Source organism: Vibrio sp. CUB2 (assembly GCF_001557945.1).
In the GTDB taxonomy this organism is placed as follows: Bacteria; Pseudomonadota; Gammaproteobacteria; order Enterobacterales; family Vibrionaceae; genus Vibrio; species Vibrio owensii.
Genome location: NZ_LNRB01000013.1, coordinates 1 through 16,898 on the forward strand (window position 1 = coordinate 1; position 16,898 = coordinate 16,898).

14 protein-coding genes and 2 tRNA genes are annotated in these 16,898 nt (G+C 46.3%); 7 read left to right on the top strand and 9 right to left on the bottom strand.

Translation table 11 applies throughout. The features are described from left to right. Nucleotides 1-38 precede the first annotated feature (38 nt). Nucleotides 39-123: transfer RNA gene (locus tag ATB78_RS19245), tRNA-Tyr, on the top strand. A gap of 84 nt (nucleotides 124-207) precedes the next feature. Beyond that, a tRNA-Tyr gene (locus tag ATB78_RS19250) sits at nucleotides 208-292 on the top strand. Between the two features lie 411 nt (nucleotides 293-703). On the opposite strand, the gene ATB78_RS19255 is transcribed toward ATB78_RS19250, so the two are convergent. Beyond that, nucleotides 704-1,579 (bottom strand): TIM44-like domain-containing protein, encoded by an 876-nt coding sequence (locus ATB78_RS19255; RefSeq protein WP_009707155.1) that lies wholly within the window; start codon nucleotides 1,577-1,579, stop codon nucleotides 704-706. A 256-nt stretch (nucleotides 1,580-1,835) separates the two neighbouring features. On the opposite strand from ATB78_RS19255, the gene ATB78_RS19260 reads away from it, so the two are divergent. The 3 genes from ATB78_RS19260 to ATB78_RS19270 all read left to right on the top strand — a co-directional run bounded on the left by ATB78_RS19260 (nucleotide 1,836) and on the right by ATB78_RS19270 (nucleotide 5,381). Then, nucleotides 1,836-2,426, top strand: a complete 591-nt coding sequence (locus ATB78_RS19260; RefSeq protein ID WP_005437561.1) for a TetR-like C-terminal domain-containing protein — start codon at nucleotides 1,836-1,838, stop codon at nucleotides 2,424-2,426. A 13-nt stretch (nucleotides 2,427-2,439) separates the two neighbouring features. Next, nucleotides 2,440-4,314 carry an MFS transporter gene (locus ATB78_RS19265; protein ID WP_061009933.1) on the top strand — a complete coding sequence of 625 codons (1,875 nt, stop codon included), beginning with the start codon at nucleotides 2,440-2,442 and terminating at the stop codon, nucleotides 4,312-4,314. A 161-nt stretch (nucleotides 4,315-4,475) separates the two neighbouring features. After that, nucleotides 4,476-5,381 (top strand): putative sulfate exporter family transporter, encoded by a 906-nt coding sequence (locus ATB78_RS19270; RefSeq protein WP_020195992.1) that lies wholly within the window; start codon nucleotides 4,476-4,478, stop codon nucleotides 5,379-5,381. Here the strand turns inward: ATB78_RS19270 and ATB78_RS19275 are convergent. Both ATB78_RS19275 and ATB78_RS19280 read right to left on the bottom strand, forming a co-directional pair. Beyond that, complete coding sequence (locus ATB78_RS19275) at nucleotides 5,367-5,567, bottom strand: hypothetical protein (RefSeq protein ID WP_061009936.1); 201 nt, start codon at nucleotides 5,565-5,567, stop codon at nucleotides 5,367-5,369. The genes ATB78_RS19270 and ATB78_RS19275 overlap by 15 nt on opposite strands. 96 nt (nucleotides 5,568-5,663) lie before the next feature. Beyond that, nucleotides 5,664-6,545, bottom strand: coding sequence for a LysR substrate-binding domain-containing protein (locus ATB78_RS19280; protein WP_020195994.1), 882 nt, complete (start codon nucleotides 6,543-6,545; stop codon nucleotides 5,664-5,666). A gap of 156 nt (nucleotides 6,546-6,701) precedes the next feature. Between ATB78_RS19280 and nagE the strand changes: the two genes are divergently transcribed. Then, nucleotides 6,702-8,156 (top strand): N-acetylglucosamine-specific PTS transporter subunit IIBC, encoded by a 1,455-nt coding sequence (gene nagE, locus ATB78_RS19285; RefSeq protein WP_020195995.1) that lies wholly within the window; start codon nucleotides 6,702-6,704, stop codon nucleotides 8,154-8,156. 50 nt (nucleotides 8,157-8,206) lie between these two features. On the opposite strand, the gene menE is transcribed toward nagE, so the two are convergent. From menE to ATB78_RS19315, 6 genes are all read right to left on the bottom strand, one after another. Further along, complete coding sequence (gene menE, locus ATB78_RS19290; protein WP_061009937.1) at nucleotides 8,207-9,640, bottom strand: o-succinylbenzoate--CoA ligase; 1,434 nt, start codon at nucleotides 9,638-9,640, stop codon at nucleotides 8,207-8,209. Next, on the bottom strand, nucleotides 9,625-10,614 hold the full coding sequence (gene menC, locus ATB78_RS19295; protein ID WP_061009938.1) for an o-succinylbenzoate synthase: 990 nt from the start codon (nucleotides 10,612-10,614) through the stop codon (nucleotides 9,625-9,627). The genes menE and menC overlap by 16 nt, the downstream gene beginning before the upstream one ends. A gap of 129 nt (nucleotides 10,615-10,743) precedes the next feature. After that, complete coding sequence (menB, locus tag ATB78_RS19300) at nucleotides 10,744-11,610, bottom strand: 1,4-dihydroxy-2-naphthoyl-CoA synthase (protein ID WP_039841510.1); 867 nt, start codon at nucleotides 11,608-11,610, stop codon at nucleotides 10,744-10,746. Nucleotides 11,611-11,636: 26 nt separating this feature from the next. Next, nucleotides 11,637-12,431, bottom strand: a complete 795-nt coding sequence (gene menH, locus ATB78_RS19305; protein WP_061009939.1) for a 2-succinyl-6-hydroxy-2,4-cyclohexadiene-1-carboxylate synthase — start codon at nucleotides 12,429-12,431, stop codon at nucleotides 11,637-11,639. Continuing rightward, the gene (menD, locus tag ATB78_RS19310) at nucleotides 12,418-14,136 is read right to left on the bottom strand and encodes a 2-succinyl-5-enolpyruvyl-6-hydroxy-3-cyclohexene-1-carboxylic-acid synthase (protein WP_061009941.1); all 1,719 of its coding nucleotides are present in this window, start codon (nucleotides 14,134-14,136) and stop codon (nucleotides 12,418-12,420) included. The genes menH and menD overlap by 14 nt, the downstream gene beginning before the upstream one ends. Continuing rightward, complete coding sequence (locus ATB78_RS19315) at nucleotides 14,133-15,440, bottom strand: isochorismate synthase (protein WP_061009946.1); 1,308 nt, start codon at nucleotides 15,438-15,440, stop codon at nucleotides 14,133-14,135. Before ATB78_RS19315 ends, menD begins: the two co-directional genes overlap by 4 nt. Before the next feature lie 217 nt (nucleotides 15,441-15,657). Between ATB78_RS19315 and ATB78_RS19320 the strand changes: the two genes are divergently transcribed. Then, the gene (locus ATB78_RS19320) at nucleotides 15,658-16,872 is read left to right on the top strand and encodes a pyridoxal phosphate-dependent aminotransferase (RefSeq protein WP_005437583.1); all 1,215 of its coding nucleotides are present in this window, start codon (nucleotides 15,658-15,660) and stop codon (nucleotides 16,870-16,872) included. Nucleotides 16,873-16,898: the final 26 nt, after the last annotated feature.

Sequence of the window (16,898 nt, forward strand, 5' to 3'; positions counted from 1 at the left end):
CTAGGTTGGGAAACTAATTTTCAAGTATAAAACACCCTGGAGGGGTTCCCGAGTGGCCAAAGGGAGCAGACTGTAAATCTGCCGGCACTGCCTTCGATGGTTCGAATCCGTCCCCCTCCACCATATTCTTTCTTATGTTTTTCCTTTGAACATGAGAACAACTTGGAAGCTAGGTTGGGAAACTAATTTTCAAGTATAAAACACCCTGGAGGGGTTCCCGAGTGGCCAAAGGGAGCAGACTGTAAATCTGCCGGCACTGCCTTCGATGGTTCGAATCCGTCCCCCTCCACCATATTGAAAAAGCCAGCTCATTGAGCTGGCTTTTTTCGTTCTATAACTATCGCTTTTCAATGACTTACCTAACTATCTGGCTAAATCTAGCCTCACTCACAGCGCGATTCTTAGTGATCTTTCGTTAAGTAGTACGACACCTAGGTGCTTTTAACTAGATCTGCTTGAGAGGGAATCCAAGTGTCAGTTGGTTTATTTAGGTCAATGGAATCAAGCCATTGATCACCTCCGTCAGTTCTATCTTCACTATTCCCTACTGTCCCGCTCATCGTTTCCCCTATACCAACCCTATTTAGTTCGACTTCAATCACTCACCATTAGCGTGATACGTTTAGATTCTCTGATCTAAGGGCATAAAAAACCCCGCTCGAGAGCGGGATTTTAATAAGACTAAATTGAACGCTGTTGGTGATTAACCTTGAATACCAACAATCAACCAAGGTGCGTTTGGTACCGTTAGGTCACGTTCTAAGTGCCAGATATCTTCGATGTCTTCTTCGATACCTTCTTCTGCATCACGATAACGACCGCTAAATTGCAGGCTAAGCTGTGCTTTGTTCGCATCGTAGTCAGCACGAACAATTTCCGCATCTACGTACATAACATCAGTATGTTGCTCGCCATCTAGCTTCGCACGTTCTGCTTTCAAGTCTTCGAATAGGCTTGGTGAAACGTACTCTTCAATTGTATGAAGTTGGTTGTGGTTCCACGCGCCTTGCAGGATTCGGTAGTGCTCACGAGAGCCGTTGATGAATGCCGCTTGGTCAAAACCCGGTGGGTAGTTATGCGGGATATCAGTCTGTGCACCGAAACCACCAAAACCACCTGCATTTGTGTTGTTAGGCTGCTGTTCAAAGTTCTGCATGTTTGGTTGCTCGAACTTAGAAGCGTTGCCACCAAATGCTGGCTGCTGACGATGCTGATTCATACTACCCTGCTTAGCACCAAGCATGCCGCGCATTAGCTTGAAGATAACAAACGCAATCAAACCAATGATCAGGATATCCATAAACTGGATACCTTCGAATGCACCACCAAAGAATGCTGCCAATAGACCACCAGCAAGAAGACCACCAAGTAAGCCGCCCATCAAGCCTTTCTTGCTTGAAGATTTAGCACCTTGTTCTTTACCAATGGTGTTTGTGTTTTGTTGCTGCTGTTTAGGAGCAGGAGCCGTTTTATAGCTCTTACCGAACGATTTACCACCACCAAACTTCTTCGCTTCCGCGATAGGCGTTACAGCAACGGTAAACATCAGTAGGGCGACAATCGAAAATAAACGTTTCATCGTTATCCTTAAAATTGACGATAAGTACTTAATCATGCTGCCAGATAACAAGATGAACAAGCATCCAATATCAGTAGCACGCTAAATATGAGATGTGACCATCATACTCCGTCAGATTCAACAATGAAACATTCCACAATAGAAGACATGTATCAGAATATTGCCAAGCAATAGGTTTATGACTTGTTTGCGTTATTGACGGTCAATCGGTAGCTGACTATCATATTGAACGTTGTTCAATAAGTAGTTTTAAATTATGGCGCGCAGAAACGATCACACCAGAGAAGAGTTGGTCAACTTGACTCTTTCCACAGTCAAAGACTTTTTAGACGAAAACTCTTACCACGACCTTAGCCTTCGCAAGATCGCTAACATGATAGGTTACGTGCCAAGTACGCTAGTTAATATCTTTGGTAACTACAACCTACTGCTTTTACATGCCGTTGCACAGACATTGGATGAGTTGCAACAAGAAGCCGTAGCCGCGACGAAAAACAGTAAGGATGCTCATCAATCACTTTTTGAACTGGCATACTGCTACCACGACTTCGCGCAAAAGCACCCATACCGCTGGCAACTTGTGTTCGAACACAACATGAATGGTGCCGAGCTACCAGAGTGGCACGCAAAACGCATCGACGGTATGACTGGCATGCTAGAATCCTTACTTGCTCAAATCGCACCGCATCGTACTGAATCTGAAGTACTGCAAGCGAGTCGCGTATTGTGGTCAGGTGTACATGGAATCACGCTTCTTAGCGTTGATGATAAGTTTTTCTCTAGTGAACCTATTGATGGTAAAGAGCTTATTGATAACCTGATTTCAAACTATCTGATCAGCTGGTAATAAAGGATTATTCATGTCATCAGACAGCCAGTCGTCTTTGCTTAGGCAGCGAAAGTTCCTCCCCTATTTTGTCACCCAGTTTTTCGGAGCTTTCAACGACAACATATTCAAAAACGTACTGCTGCTGTTTGTGGCCTTTGCTGGATCCAGCGCATTACCGATCTCTAGTAACCTGTTTATAAACTTGGCTGCTGGTTTATTTATTCTGCCTTTCTTCTTGTTCTCGGCGTCTGCGGGCGTATTAGCTGATAAATACGAGAAGTCTTGGTTTATTCGTAAGGTAAAGCTTTTCGAAATCGGCATCATGCTTTTGGGGGCGATTGGCTTTATCACCGAAAGCTACGGCGTGCTGCTCTTACTACTTTTCTTAATGGGGACGCAATCCGCATTCTTTGGTCCCGTCAAATACGCTCTACTTCCTCAACAACTCAATGAAAAAGAGTTGGTTCCTGGCAACGCATTGGTTGAAGCCGGTACTTTTATTGCAATTCTGGTCGGTACGCTTGGGGCGGGGCTTATTGCTTCGGCTGACAATGCGAAATATCTTGCTGCCTTCTGCGTTGTTATCTTTGCTGTTCTTGGTTACTTGTCGAGTCGCTTTATTCCATTTGCATCAGCAAGCGCACCGGATATTCAATTCAAATGGCAGCCTTACAAGCAAACCAAACACACACTTTCAATTGCCAAGTCTGACCGCATCGTTTTCCAATGCATCATGGCGATCAGTTGGTTCTGGTTCTTGGGCGCAGCATACCTGACTCAGTTCCCGAACTTCACCAAGGTGTATTTGAATGGCACCGAAAGCGCAGTTTCTTTCCTGTTAGCGCTCTTCTCTGTGGGGATTGCGGTTGGCTCAATGGCATGTAACTGGCTGTCCAATCATCGCATTGAAGTGGGTATCGTACCAATTGGTGCTTTAGGGATAACCATTTTCGGCTTCTTGATGGCGACATCGATTCCAACGGACTTACCTCGATTCCATACATTCGCAGAATTCGTCAGCTATGACGCTTTCTGGCCACTGTTCTTCTATCTATTGATGATTGGTATTTCGGGTGGTTTGTTTATCGTTCCCCTTTACGCCTTAATGCAACACAGAGCGAAAGAAACGGAACGTGCACAAGTGATTGCTGGCTTGAACATCTTTAACTCTCTGTTCATGGTAGGCAGCGCTGTATTAGGCATTGTTTGTTTGAGTGTGCTTGAGATGAGCATTCCTCAACTGTTCGCTCTTTTGGCTATCCTGAATTTCTTGGTTGCCGCATACATCTTCCTACAGATCCCTATCTTTGTGGTGCGCTTTGCGATGTGGGTGGTCACTCACACCATTTACCGTGTCAAACATAAGAACCTACATCACCTTCCAGAACACGGTGGTGCGTTGATCGTCTGCAACCATGTCAGCTATATGGACTCACTACTGTTAAGTGCGGTCTGTCCTCGCCTGATTCGATTTGTGATGGAAGAAGACTACGCAAACCTTCCTCCTTTGCGCCGTTTCCTTCGTCGAGCTGGAGTAATCCCTATTTCAGCAAGTAATCGAACGTCTATTCGTCGTGCATTTAATGATGTTGAAAAAGCACTGAGTGAAGGCCATATCGTGTGCATCTTCCCGGAAGGGCGTTTAACGTCAGATGGTGAAATGAACGAGTTTATGCGTGGTATCGACATCATACTTCGTCGCAGCCCTGTTCCAGTGATTCCAATCGCCCTAAAAGGCTTGTGGGGCAGCTATTTCAGCCGAGCAAAAGGGCGTGCTTGTAAAGGGTTACCAACTCGCTTCTGGTCTAAACTAGAAATTGAAGCTGGAGCGCCTGTCGAGCCAAAGCAAGCAACCTCACAAGTGATGTTTGAAAAAGTAAAAGCACTGCGTGGTGACTGGCGCTAAACTCAAACCAGTTAATTTGAGAATGTTGAACATGCGTTTAGTTTTACTGAACGCATGTTCAATTCATTAAGACTTTCTGACCAAAAGCGTTACTGTATACTCCACGCTTTAACTCATAACAACGAACGACACCCTTGAATACAAAGAATATCCCCTTTGGATTGGCACTGCTGTTTTGTTTAACCCCTTTTGTGTCCTCTCCTATCGCGCTTGTGATCGGTTTTCTTTTGGCGAGTTTTAGCCTAGTACCGACAGAGCTTCCTATTGCTTCATTTACCAAGAAGCTGCTTTCTTATTCCATTATTGGTTTGGGCTTTGGGATTCACTTTGACCAAGCACTCGCGGTCACTTCTGACGGCATTGGTCTGATCATCGCAACCATCCTTGGCACGCTTGTGATCGGCATGATGATCGCCAAAGCAATAAAACTTGAACGCACAACGGCGTATCTGATTGCTTCTGGTACCGCCATTTGTGGTGGTAGCGCAATTGCTGCGGTCGCTCCAGCGATTAAAGCAAAGGACGAGCAAATTGGTCTGGCTCTAGCGACGGTTTTCGTTCTGAACTCACTGGCGCTATTCATCTTCCCTGTTATTGGTCACGCTATTGGCTTGGATCAGCATACGTTCGGAACGTGGGCTGCGATTGCAATTCACGATACCTCTTCGGTTGTGGGTGCGGCATCTGCCTACGGTGAAGAAGCATTGACTACCGCAACAACATTGAAGCTTGCTCGCGCATTGTGGATCATTCCTGTCGCACTAGTGAGTGCTGTGATTTTTTCCCGTGGAAACGGTGAGGAAGGCAAGAGTAAGTTAGTGATTCCTTACTTCATTTTCTGGTACTGCGCTGCGATTGCATTCAGCGACTTCTTCCCGCAATTTGAAGTGGTGTATCAAGGCATCTTTGCTATTGCTAAGCAAGCGCTTGTGGTGTGTTTGTTCTTGATTGGTTGCAGTATCTCAGTATCGAAGCTGAAGTCGGCAGGCGCTAAGCCATTGTTGTTTGGCGTCACATTGTGGGTGCTGATTTCTACTACGTCTTTAGGTTGGTTACTTCTCAACTAAACCTTGATTGATTTTCTGAGGCTGGGTTGGCTCGACTTTTCGTGTGCTTTGGCTTTTGTGTACCAAGACTAATGCGATCGCGACCAGAAAAGCAGTTAACTCAGCCAATGAGCGCGTTAAACCCTCCGTACTCATCGCTACGCCAATTTGTAGCAACACCACTGCCGCTAACACTAACTTGATCATCCTGAACCTTATGCTTTATTCCTTAATCTTTGAGCATAATTATGATTCAGAGTTATAAGGATGCGAAATTCCCTTTTCGACTAATACATTGCGAAATCAACTAAGTTGGCTTTCTACCCACGAGATAAAAGTCTTCACTTTAGGTCGATGCTCGTAGCCTGAAGGACAAATCAAATCGTACCCTAACTGGGTATCCATCACAGGATAGGGACTAACTAGCTCACCTTTGTCTAAGAGATCTTTGACGAATCGATATCGCCCCATCGCAACGCCAACGTTATTTCTTGCTGCTAGCACTGCCATATCACGATGGCTCACACAGTAAAAATGCTGAAAAACATCCACGTCCAGTCCCATATAAGCAACCCAGCGCTGCCAAACATCAGAACCAAGAGCGTGAACAAAGTTGATGCGATTGAGAGACTCAGTGCCGTCTTCTAAGATATTCAGTTCCTTCATGTACTGAGGCGTACAGACCGGAATGTATTTTTCGCCAAATAACCGCTGACGGTACACGTCAACCATATGATCCGTATCGTAGAAAATCGCCACATCAATCTGATTGGTCACCAAATCGAGTTGGTTTTCTTGGGCGAAAAGGTTGAGGTTAAAACCTGGGAAATGGCGTTGGAAATCCGCAATGCGAGGCATCAACCACCCATTCAAAAACCCAGGGGACGCAGCAATGTTGAGCTCACCCACCAAGTCCGTCGACTTGATCTCTTCAATCTCATTAAAAATGGTACTGAGTGACGTAGATAACGTTTTTTGAAATCGATGCCCTTCTGATGTCAGTTCAAGCTTTCGAGTGCCTCGAACAAACAGAGAGAAACCCAATTCCTGTTCTAGCACTTTAATGCGATGGCTCACGGCGCCTTGAGTCAAGTGCAGCTCTTTTGCCGCCTGCGTAAAGCTGAGATGCTTAGCTGCGATGCTAAAGGTATGAAGGTTTCGAAGCAGTAACTGTTGATTCGCCATGATCGACCATGCATTAAAAATATTAATTCATGATAGTAGTGAATTCGTTTGTTTGCGTCGATAATTAAGTTTCAAATAGCCCTTAGAAACTTAATAAAAACGCCACTTTCAAACATAGATCATGTTTTAGGTGGTATTAAAATTATAGGGGCAAATATGAATATACTCGGCTACATGCAAAAAGTCGGTAAGGCATTAATGGTACCCGTAGCAACCCTACCTGCTGCGGCAATCTTGATGGGGATTGGCTACTGGATCGATCCGGTCGGCTGGGGTTCTGAAAGTGTCTTAGCAGCATTCCTCATTAAATCAGGCGGCGCAATCATCGACAACATGGCGGTACTGTTCGCCGTTGGTGTCGCTTTCGGATTAAGCAAAGACAAAAACGGCTCAGCAGCACTGTCTGGGTTTATCTGTTTTATGGTACTGACGACGCTATTGGCGCCAGGTGCGGTCACACAATTAATGGACGTCGCTGCGGATGAAGTGCCGGATGCATTCAATAAGATCAACAACCAGTTCATCGGTATTTTGGTAGGTATTATCTCCGCTGAAATCTACAACCGTTACTCAGGTGTCGAACTACCAAAAGCACTGGCGTTCTTTAGCGGCAAACGCCTAGTACCTATTCTCACCTCTATCGCAGGTATGGCGCTGGCGTTTGTTCTGCTTTACGTATGGCCTGTGATTTACGATGCATTAATTGTTTTCGGAACCAAACTTGAATCCATGGGTGCGGTTGGCGCGGGTTTATTTGGTTTCTTTAACCGTCTAATGCTAACTATCGGCATGCACCATGCGCTTTACCCTGTCTTCTGGTTTGATGTGGTTGGCATCAACGACATTCCAAACTTCTTAGGCGGCGCACAATCTATTGCTAACGGTACTGCTGTAGTTGGCCAAACGGGTATGTACCAAGCAGGTTTCTTCCCAATCATGATGTTTGGTCTACCAGGCGCTGCTCTTGCGATTTATCACTGTGCTGATAAGCAAAACAAAACCAAAGTGTTCTCAATCATGCTAGCTGCAGCGATGGCGTCCTTCTTCACTGGTATTACAGAGCCTCTAGAGTTCAGCTTTATGTTCCTAGCGCCAGTGCTGTACCTGATTCACGCTGTGCTGACTGGTATCTCAATGTACATTGCAGCAAGCATGCAGTGGATGGCGGGCTTTGGCTTCTCGGCTGGTTTCGTTGACTTCGTACTTTCAAGCCAAAACCCACTGGCAACCAAATGGTACATGCTGATCCCACAAGGCTTGGTCTTCTTTGCGATTTACTACAGCGTGTTCCGCTTCGCGATCATCAAGTTCAACTTGCGTACGCCGGGTCGTGGTGAGGACATGGAAAAAGAAGTCACCGAGAATATTGGCGAGCTAGCAAAAGACTACATCGCAGCAATTGGCGGTGCAGACAACATCCTAGAAGTGGACAACTGTATTACTCGACTTCGTTTGACTGTAAAAGATTCATCCCTAGCTGACGAAGCTAAGCTTAAACAGTTGGGTGCTGCTGGCGTAGTCATGATTGGTAAAGGCGGCTTACAAGTGATTATCGGTTTAGGAAAAGTAGATAAGGTAGCTGAGCAGATGAAACTCGCGCTCGCTAACTAAAGAATTGTGGTGACTCACCATCACCACATCCCCCTGAAGTGCAATAACGCTTAGTCACCGTTTTGCACTTCATTTTTTAACCAGTCTTTCACCGCTTTGCGCGAGATTTTGATTCCCCCACCCAACAGGGTTTGAGGCATTGCATAATACGCTACTGGCCATTTGAATTTTTCTAGCTTAGTCTTCAGATGTTGCTCGTATTGAGCTTTGTCCAGTAACGACTCTGTCTGAATCACAGCTACTGGTCGGTGTCCAAATTCAACATCTTCTACAGGCACAACAATACTCTGCGAAATACCCTCGACTTGGTTCAGTACCGCTTCAATTTCTTCACAGTGAACATTCTCACCGCCAGAGATAAATTGGTTGTCTGCTCGACCAATGATCTTGAGTTCATCGCCTTGCCACTCTCCGAGGTCCTTGCTGTCGAACCAACCGTTTTCATTCAGAAGTGAGGTAACTGAGCCTTGCTTGAAATAGCCTACTGCTAGTGTTTGCCCGCCGATATAAATACGCTCTTCCACCAGCTTAATGTCGCGATTTTGCAATAGGAGGCCCGCGTTACTGATGCTATCGATTTGCTTTGCAGTTACGGTAGAGGCCGCTTCTGTCATGCCATAGCCCAGCCAAGTTTCAATGCCTTGCTGTGTGGCTCGCAGTGCCAACTCATGAGCAACATGACTGCCGCCGAGTAAGACATGCGAGAGAGACAATTCGACTTGTTCATCCAGTAAACGCTTAAGCTGAGTCGCGACTAAAGAAGCGTGAGAGACACCAACAATGTCTTCAGTAAGATTTCCGTTTCCTACTTTGAGTGTTGCGCCTGAAAACAACCAACGGTAGACAATCGCCAAGCCTGACACGTGGTAAAGCGGCAAGGAAAGCAGCCAAGTATCTTGATGGTTGAATTGGAATTCGCTTAACAGACCTTGAGCAGAAGCCAGGTGCTGACGATGAGTATGCACCACGGCTTTAGGGGTGCCTGTTGAGCCAGAGGTAAACACAATAGACGCTAAAGCATCATGTGCGTAGCCTTCGTTTGAAGTGCCAGCATCACATTGCGATTCGCTATCCAGAGTCGAAAGTTGGATGATACCTAGTTGCGATAACTGCTGTTCAGAGTAGCTAGCGGCAACACCATCAGCAAACCACACAAAACGTTTTTGAGTTGGCTTATATAATGTCGTTAACTTACCTGAAAGCGCATCAAATGGCTGCGGCATGGTCAACGCAGCAATTGCGCCTATCTGCTGCGCAGCAAGATAAAACCACAGGGTTTCAACTTGGTTCTTACCGACTAGCGTCACCACATCTCCACTCGCCACACCCTGTTGTTGAAGGTAGCGAGCGTACAAATCGACACGAGCAGTCAATTGCTGCCAGTTAACTTGTTCTTTTGTTGTCTCAAGCCCAATAGAAAAAGGGCTCACTTGAGCCCAGTATTTCCATGGTGCTATCGCAATAGTATCTACGCTGAATGCCACACTAACTCCTGCTCAGATAGCGGAAGAACTGGAAGTTCACATTTGGGCCAACCTTGCTCTAGCTGCGCTTTGAGCAAACCAATGGTATCCAGACCTGGGATCTCATTAGGTAGTTGCCATTGTGCTAAGCGAGCAAGTTGGTTCAGGCCAAGGCTTGATTCAATGCTTGAACTTATTACGGCTTTAATACCTAACGTCTTCGCCTTTTCAATCAGCTTAATACAGAAATCAACTGAGCCGATCAGCGTTGGCTTGATGATGATGGTTTTCACGCCAGTGAGATCTTCTAAGCTGAAGTCTTCACGGCGAACTGCATCTTGCAGTGTTTCATCCCACGCGATAGCGATACCTGTATTGATAGCAAAAGACAGGCTATCACCCGGAGAGCGGCATGGCTCTTCCAAGAAGGTAATACGCTGGCGTAGTGATGGTGCAATGTACTTAGCAAACTGCTGCGCTTTTTCTGGCGTCCAAGCACGGTTAGCATCAAGACGAAGCGTCAGCTGTGGAATCGACTCAAGGAACAAGTTCACCAACATGCCGTCACGAATAGGTTCATACAAACCCACTTTTACTTTCGCGACTTTTTCGCCTTCCATTTCGTTCAGTTTCGGGATCAGATCGTCTGGATCACCGTTACACAGAGGGGCGACTTGGTACTTACCTTGTGCAGGTAAACCGCCTTCAAGCTCCAACTGGGCCATAGACAGACCAAATGCAACCGATGGATACATGTGGTTGTAATCTAAAGGCAAGTTTGCCACCCAGCGCTCTGCTTGCGCTTGCAGCTGAATGCCCGCTTCCTCAGTGCCTTCTAGACTGAAACCAACCAAAGGGGCAACTTCACCGCGACCAACCTTGTCACCGTCCGTTAATTCAAGGATATAACCTTTACGTTCCGTCAGCTTGTTATCACGTAGTATTACGCCACTGTCCATTGGTAGACAGTAACGGTAAATCTTCGCTTTACGCATAATTCGAATCCTATGTAATGCCGTATATTCTGAGCTTTTTAACGAGAGAACTCGCTAGTCTCCCAGAGGGCGAGACGCTCAGGACGAAAAACGAAACAGAGGAGCACAAAGGCTCCTCTTCTAGACGGATTATGGGTTACGAGGGAACTTGTCGAAGTCTGGGCGACGTTTCTCGTTGAATGCGTTACGACCTTCTTGGCCTTCATCTGTCATGTAGAACATCATAGTCGCGTTACCCGCAAGTTCTTGCAGACCCGCTTGACCATCACAGTCCGCGTTCAATGCAGCTTTCAAGCAACGCAGTGCCATTGGGCTGTGTTGCAGAACTTCACGACACCAACGAACAGTTTCTTTCTCTAGATCCGCTAATGGTACAACTGTGTTTACTAGGCCCATGTCGACTGCTTCTTGAGCGTTGTAGAAACGACATAGGAACCAGATTTCGCGAGCTTTCTTTTGGCCTACGATGCGAGCCATGTAAGATGCGCCCCAACCGCCGTCAAATGAACCCACTTTAGGGCCTGTTTGACCAAATTGAGCGTTGTCAGCCGCAATCGTTAGGTCACACATCATGTGCAGTACGTGACCACCGCCCACAGCCCAACCTGCTACCGATGCGATCACTGGTTTTGGACAAGTGCGAATATCACGTTGGAAGTCCAATACGTTTAGGTGGTGCGTACCTTGGTCGTCTTTGTAGCCGCCGTAATCGCCACGGATCTTCTGGTCACCGCCAGAACAGAATGCGTCTTCACCTAGACCTGTCAGAATGATCACGCCAACACCAGAGTCGTAGCGTGCATCTGCCAACGCATCAATCATCTCTTTTACCGTTTGAGGACGAAACGCGTTACGCACTTGAGGACGTGCAATAGTGATTTTCGCGATACCATCTTCAGACTTGTGGTAATGAATGTCCTCGTATTTCTCGCTGCAATCTTTCCATTGAACCGGAGCGTAAAGTTCTTCTTCAGAAATGCCTACTGTTTTAGCCATGGTGATTCCCATTGTTCTCGTTGCTCTCACTCAAAGTGAGAATGAATTATTTGATTAACTTGCCTCGCAAATCGCTGTGGTTGCTCTTGGTGGACGTTATGTCCAGCACCTTCGATTTGTCGATACGCCAACCCGCTTGTCTCAGCCAGTTGGCTAAATTTTTTGTCTTTTTCGCCGCAGATATAATGCAGTGGAACCGCTTGCTGTTGCAGAGCTGGGAGCAAATAAGATTGCTTCGCTAATGACGTTGCAATCAGCATATCCGCTACTGCGGAACCAAGATTAGCACTTCGTTTCGCAATCAATGTTTGTCTTTGCTCATGGTTTAGTGAAGAAAAGACCAACTGTTGGTACCAATCGTTCAAAACACAGGCAAGAGGCTCAGTTTTGAAACGCTTTGCCCAGCGCGAATCTTTGTCGAACCGTGCCTGTTTATCTGACTCACTTTGAAGCCCGAAGTTTCCTCCTTCAACAATGCTTCCACAAATATTGAGATCTGGAAAACATTGGTGAGCAAGGCCGTGCATAGCAATGCGTCCACCCATTGAGTAACCAATCAGGATAAGCGGTTGTTGCGAAGGAAATAATAAAGATAGTGCGGAATTGAGTAATTTGCAGCAATCATTCAGACCGCTGCAAAAAATAGATTGGCTATGCCCATGACCAGGAAGGTCAACCGTAACACGTTCATACTCGGGTAACGCGTTGATACACGATTGCCAATCTTCACCGCTACCAAGCAAACCATGCAAAAACACCAGAGTAGGCAAAGTACTACTTTGGTGCTTTTCCGTTGCTGGGAAGCGTTTAGAATAGAGCATGCAAATTCTTGTTGAAGGATTTTAACTGCTCTACCGCTTGGTTCGATGGCGTTTGAACTTCAACCACTAACGCCCCTTCGCCAGTAGCAAAATGCTCAGAGACTATAGATTGATACTCAGCAAGCGTGTTCGGTTTGCGATACTGTAAACCAAACTGTTTCGCTGCATGTTCAAATTCATAGCCATGAGGCATTTGATAGAACGACTCGCGATGCTCTTGCGGTACAGGCAGTAAGTCAAAAATCGCACCACCATCGTTGTTAGTAATCACCAACACCGAAGGCAACTTGTTGTGCGTAAACAGTGCCAATGAGTTCAGCCCATATAAGGCAGAAGTATCGCCAATAAACATTAACATCGGGTTCTGGCGCGCGCGTTGTACCCCGCTTGCCGTTGCAAACAGGCCATCAATGCCAGACGCACCACGGTTAGTGAAAACCTCTGTGTTATCAAGCTTGCCGAACATGTCGATCAATCGGACAAACAGACTGTTGCCAACAAACAGATCCACACCTTGTGCGCGCTCAGCCACATCAATCGCTAACGCAATCTCGCTCAGCTCACTCTTAGGGTCAGAGGCAAATAAGCCTTTCGCGTGTTGCGTGACCTGTTTGATGTCCGCGGCAAGTTCATTTGCCCAACCAGCGTGTTCTGATGAAAACTCCGTCGTACGTTCAACCCATGAGCTTGGCTGCTCTGCCCAGTGCCATTGTGGTAAGTGACTTTGGTTATCTCGCTCTAATCGAGGCGATACGTACCAATATTGAATGTCTCCACCTTGCTGATTGCGCGCTACGTGTTTTTCTAACCAATGATTAAAACGTTTAGAAATGATTCGACTACCGAATTGCACGATTAAGTCACAACAATCCAGTTGGCTTGCCAATTTAGGATTCTGCAACCATAAATCAAAATGCGCCCAATCCGAGCTCACACCACTTTGTGGATCGGCAAGGACTGGCCAGCCCATTTGCTCTGCAAACGCTTGTGCAGCTTGCGCCTGAACCAGTGGCAAACTACCAATGACCACCACACCTTTGTTATCCCCACAGCTTGGAATTGCACTGCTGGTTTTCGGGTTAAAACGCTGGCAATACGTCACCTTGCTATCTCGCCAACCGGCAACGGTATCAAGGTAGTCCTGATAGGTGCTCTTTTCTGTATTGGAGTACAAAGGCTCTGGGAACGCACAGTTAATGTGAACCGCGCTACCTCTTAGGCGCTGAGTAAACATCACTTCATCAACAGAAGTAAGCAACCAGTTCAACGGAGTTGATAGCGTAGGGCTCGGCAGGTTAAGGCTGTCAGAAACATGTCCTGAAAAAATACCCAATTGATTAATAGCTTGGTTTGCACCGCAACCAACCAGTTCAACCGGACGGTCTGCCGTTAGCACCACCAGCTTTTCACCCGTCAGTTTTGCTTCAGCAATAGCAGGTAAAAGGTTAGCGACAGCGGTACCAGAGGTCACGATCAACGCAACCGGCTGTTTACTTGCCTTTGCAAGCCCAAGAGCCATAAAGCCTAAGCCACGCTCATCAAAGTGTGTGTGGATAGTAAAGTTTGGGTTATCTGCCGCCTCTACCGTTAAAGGTGTAGAGCGGGAACCGGGGGCGATACAAACGTGGTTCACACCAAAGCGGTTCAATTCTGTCAGGATGGTTTCAGACCAGATGCGATTCAATACAGCTTGATCTGCCTTCATGATGCAACCCCAAGCGGTGGGTGGTCTGAAATAAGAGATAGTAACGTCGACATTTTTTTATCTAACTCGGCCCATTCATGTTCTGCAATGGAGCCCGGAACAATACCCGCGCCGGCAAACAGTTGGACTTGATCGCCTAAGATCAAAGCACTTCTGATTGCGACACAAAACTCTGCACGCTCATGGCTAATGTAACCCATAGAGCCTGCATACCAGCCGCGTGCAAACGGCTCATTATCCAAAATAAATTGCATCGACTCTTTACGCGGTAAACCGGCTACCGCGGCAGTTGGCTGTAAAGCTGAAAGCAATTGAACACCGTTGATGCCTGCTTTCAGATCCGCATGAATATTACGCTTAAGATGTTGGACTTTTCTCAGGCGAACGAGTCGAGGTTCTTTTTCTATTTCAACGCTCTCTGAATGTGGCGATAAGCGATCAACAATGTCATCCACCACATATTGATTCTCGTTCAGGTTCTTTGAATCTTGAGATAACCAGTTCGCTAGCTCCATATCTTGCGTTGCATTGTCACCACGACCAATCGTGCCTGCCAATGCTTCAGTGTGGAGTTCATGCCCAACACGTGAATACAGGCGCTCAGGAGTAGAGCCCATGAAGCTGTGCTTGCTGTCTAAGCTCAATAGGAAATGGAAACTATGGTGATTGTTTAGGTAACTCGCTTTCAGAAGTTGCGCAGCAGAAAGTGTCGAATCTAAGCGAACTGTTGATTTGCGAGCTAAAACGACTTTTTTGAAATCGTCGTTCTCAATACCTGTTAGTACTTTCTCTACCAAATCATTCCATTGAGGCTCTGTTGGCGCATGATCAATAGAACGAATATGAGAAGAAATTGGCGCAAGCATAGGCACATCACAAACCAGCTTTTTCAAGCCTGCTAATGTACGGGTTTTATCTTCTGAGATATTCACTGCAAGCGACCATTGCTGATCGAAGCGAATCAACTCGATTTGCGGTAGAAAGAAGAAAGACGGCATGCAGCGGCGGTTTTTCTCGTGCTGACCATCGAATGAACGCCCACCCCATACACGTTGGCCTTCGCCAAGGATCGTATAGGCAGGTCCTGGCTCAACAAATGAATGGAGCTGACCTAGGGCAACAACTTCTTCACGAGTATCACGGGACTGCCAGTAAAACTTGGGAAAAAGTGGTTGTGCTTCAAGCCAGTCAATAAACGCGAAATTGGGTTTCTCGCTGAGTGGCTCGACTAAACGTGTTTGATTGCCTTCCGTTTGCTGAACTCGCTCGATAATTCTCTTTACGGCTTGATGGAACTGTGACAAATCAACCTCGAAGTCTATGAGGATAAGGGATAACTGACGGCTACTCTAAGTTTAGACCCAAAGCAAATCAAGGTCGTATGCGATCTTTTGCAAAATCCTGTGATACCAACAGAACAAAAGTTAGCCACTAAACGGATAATTTACAGATTTTTATTCTAATAAAAAACAAATTATTGTACTTTAATAAAGAAATTAACGATTTTTTAGGAATTATACAATGCAAAATATCGGGATGTCGTCAAAACTCGACAATGTCTGCTACGACATTAGGGGTCCTGTACTCAAACATGCTAAGCGCATGGAGGAAGAAGGGCATAAAATCCTAAAGCTAAACATTGGTAACCCCGCCCCATTTGGTTTTGACGCCCCTGATGAGATTTTAGTAGATGTAATCCGCAATCTACCAACTTCTCAAGGCTACTGTGATTCCAAAGGCATCTACTCTGCGCGTAAAGCCGTTGTACAACACTACCAACGTAAAGGCATCCGCTCACTCGATGTTGAAGATGTATACGTAGGTAACGGCGTTTCAGAGCTAATCGTGATGGCAATGCAAGCGCTACTGAACAACGGCGATGAAATGCTGATCCCGGCACCAGACTACCCACTGTGGACCGCATCTGTTGCTCTGTCTGGTGGTAAACCTGTGCATTACATCTGTGATGAAGGCGCAGACTGGTATCCTGATCTAGAAGACATTAAAAAGAAAATCACCCCAAAAACACGTGGTATTGTTCTGATCAACCCGAACAACCCAACGGGTGCCGTATACAGTCGTGATTTTCTACTAGAAGTTATCGAGATTGCTCGTCAACACAACCTGATCATCTTCGCTGACGAAATCTACGACAAAGTGCTTTACGACGGAGCAACACACACCTCAGTCGCGACACTAACAGAAGATGTGCTAGTGATGACTTTCAACGGTCTGTCAAAAGCATACCGTGTTTGTGGCTTCCGTGGCGGCTGGATGTTCCTAACCGGCCCTAAACATCTGGCGCAAGGTTACATCAACGGTCTTGAGCTGCTTTCGTCAATGCGTTTATGTGCCAACGTACCGATGCAACACGCGATTCAAACCGCATTGGGTGGCTACCAAAGTATTAATGAGCTGATCTTGCCGGGTGGTCGTTTGCTTGAACAACGTAACCGAGCTTACGAGCTGATCAACCAGATCCCTGGGGTTTCTTGTGTGAAGCCGAAAGGCGCTATGTACTTGTTCCCGAAAATCGACACCAAGATGTACAACATTAAGAATGACCAGCAGATGGTGCTGGATTTCTTGAAACAAGAAAAAGTACTGCTGGTACAGGGCTCAGGCTTTAACTGGCCGAAACCGGATCACTTCCGTATCGTTACCCTGCCGCACGTAGAAGATCTTGAAACCGCGATTGGCCGCTTTGAGCGTTTCCTATCAACGTATAGCCAGTAGTAATTACTGCTGATCTCTCATATGCT

Bases quoted from the DNA above. Each gene is read 5' to 3' on its own strand.
- nagE (WP_020195995.1), top strand. From the start codon at position 6,702: ATGAATATACTCGGCTACATGCAAAAAGTCGGTAAGGCATTAATGGTA.
- menD (WP_061009941.1), bottom strand. From the start codon at position 14,136: ATGAAGGCAGATCAAGCTGTATTGAATCGCATCTGGTCTGAAACCATC.
- ATB78_RS19275 (WP_061009936.1), bottom strand. From the start codon at position 5,567: ATGATCAAGTTAGTGTTAGCGGCAGTGGTGTTGCTACAAATTGGCGTA.
- ATB78_RS19260 (WP_005437561.1), top strand. From the start codon at position 1,836: ATGGCGCGCAGAAACGATCACACCAGAGAAGAGTTGGTCAACTTGACT.
- menB (WP_039841510.1), bottom strand. From the start codon at position 11,610: ATGGCTAAAACAGTAGGCATTTCTGAAGAAGAACTTTACGCTCCGGTT.
- ATB78_RS19320 (WP_005437583.1), top strand. From the start codon at position 15,658: ATGCAAAATATCGGGATGTCGTCAAAACTCGACAATGTCTGCTACGAC.
- ATB78_RS19265 (WP_061009933.1), top strand. From the start codon at position 2,440: ATGTCATCAGACAGCCAGTCGTCTTTGCTTAGGCAGCGAAAGTTCCTC.
- ATB78_RS19255 (WP_009707155.1), bottom strand. From the start codon at position 1,579: ATGAAACGTTTATTTTCGATTGTCGCCCTACTGATGTTTACCGTTGCT.
- ATB78_RS19280 (WP_020195994.1), bottom strand. From the start codon at position 6,545: ATGGCGAATCAACAGTTACTGCTTCGAAACCTTCATACCTTTAGCATC.
- menH (WP_061009939.1), bottom strand. From the start codon at position 12,431: ATGCTCTATTCTAAACGCTTCCCAGCAACGGAAAAGCACCAAAGTAGT.
- menC (WP_061009938.1), bottom strand. From the start codon at position 10,614: ATGCGTAAAGCGAAGATTTACCGTTACTGTCTACCAATGGACAGTGGC.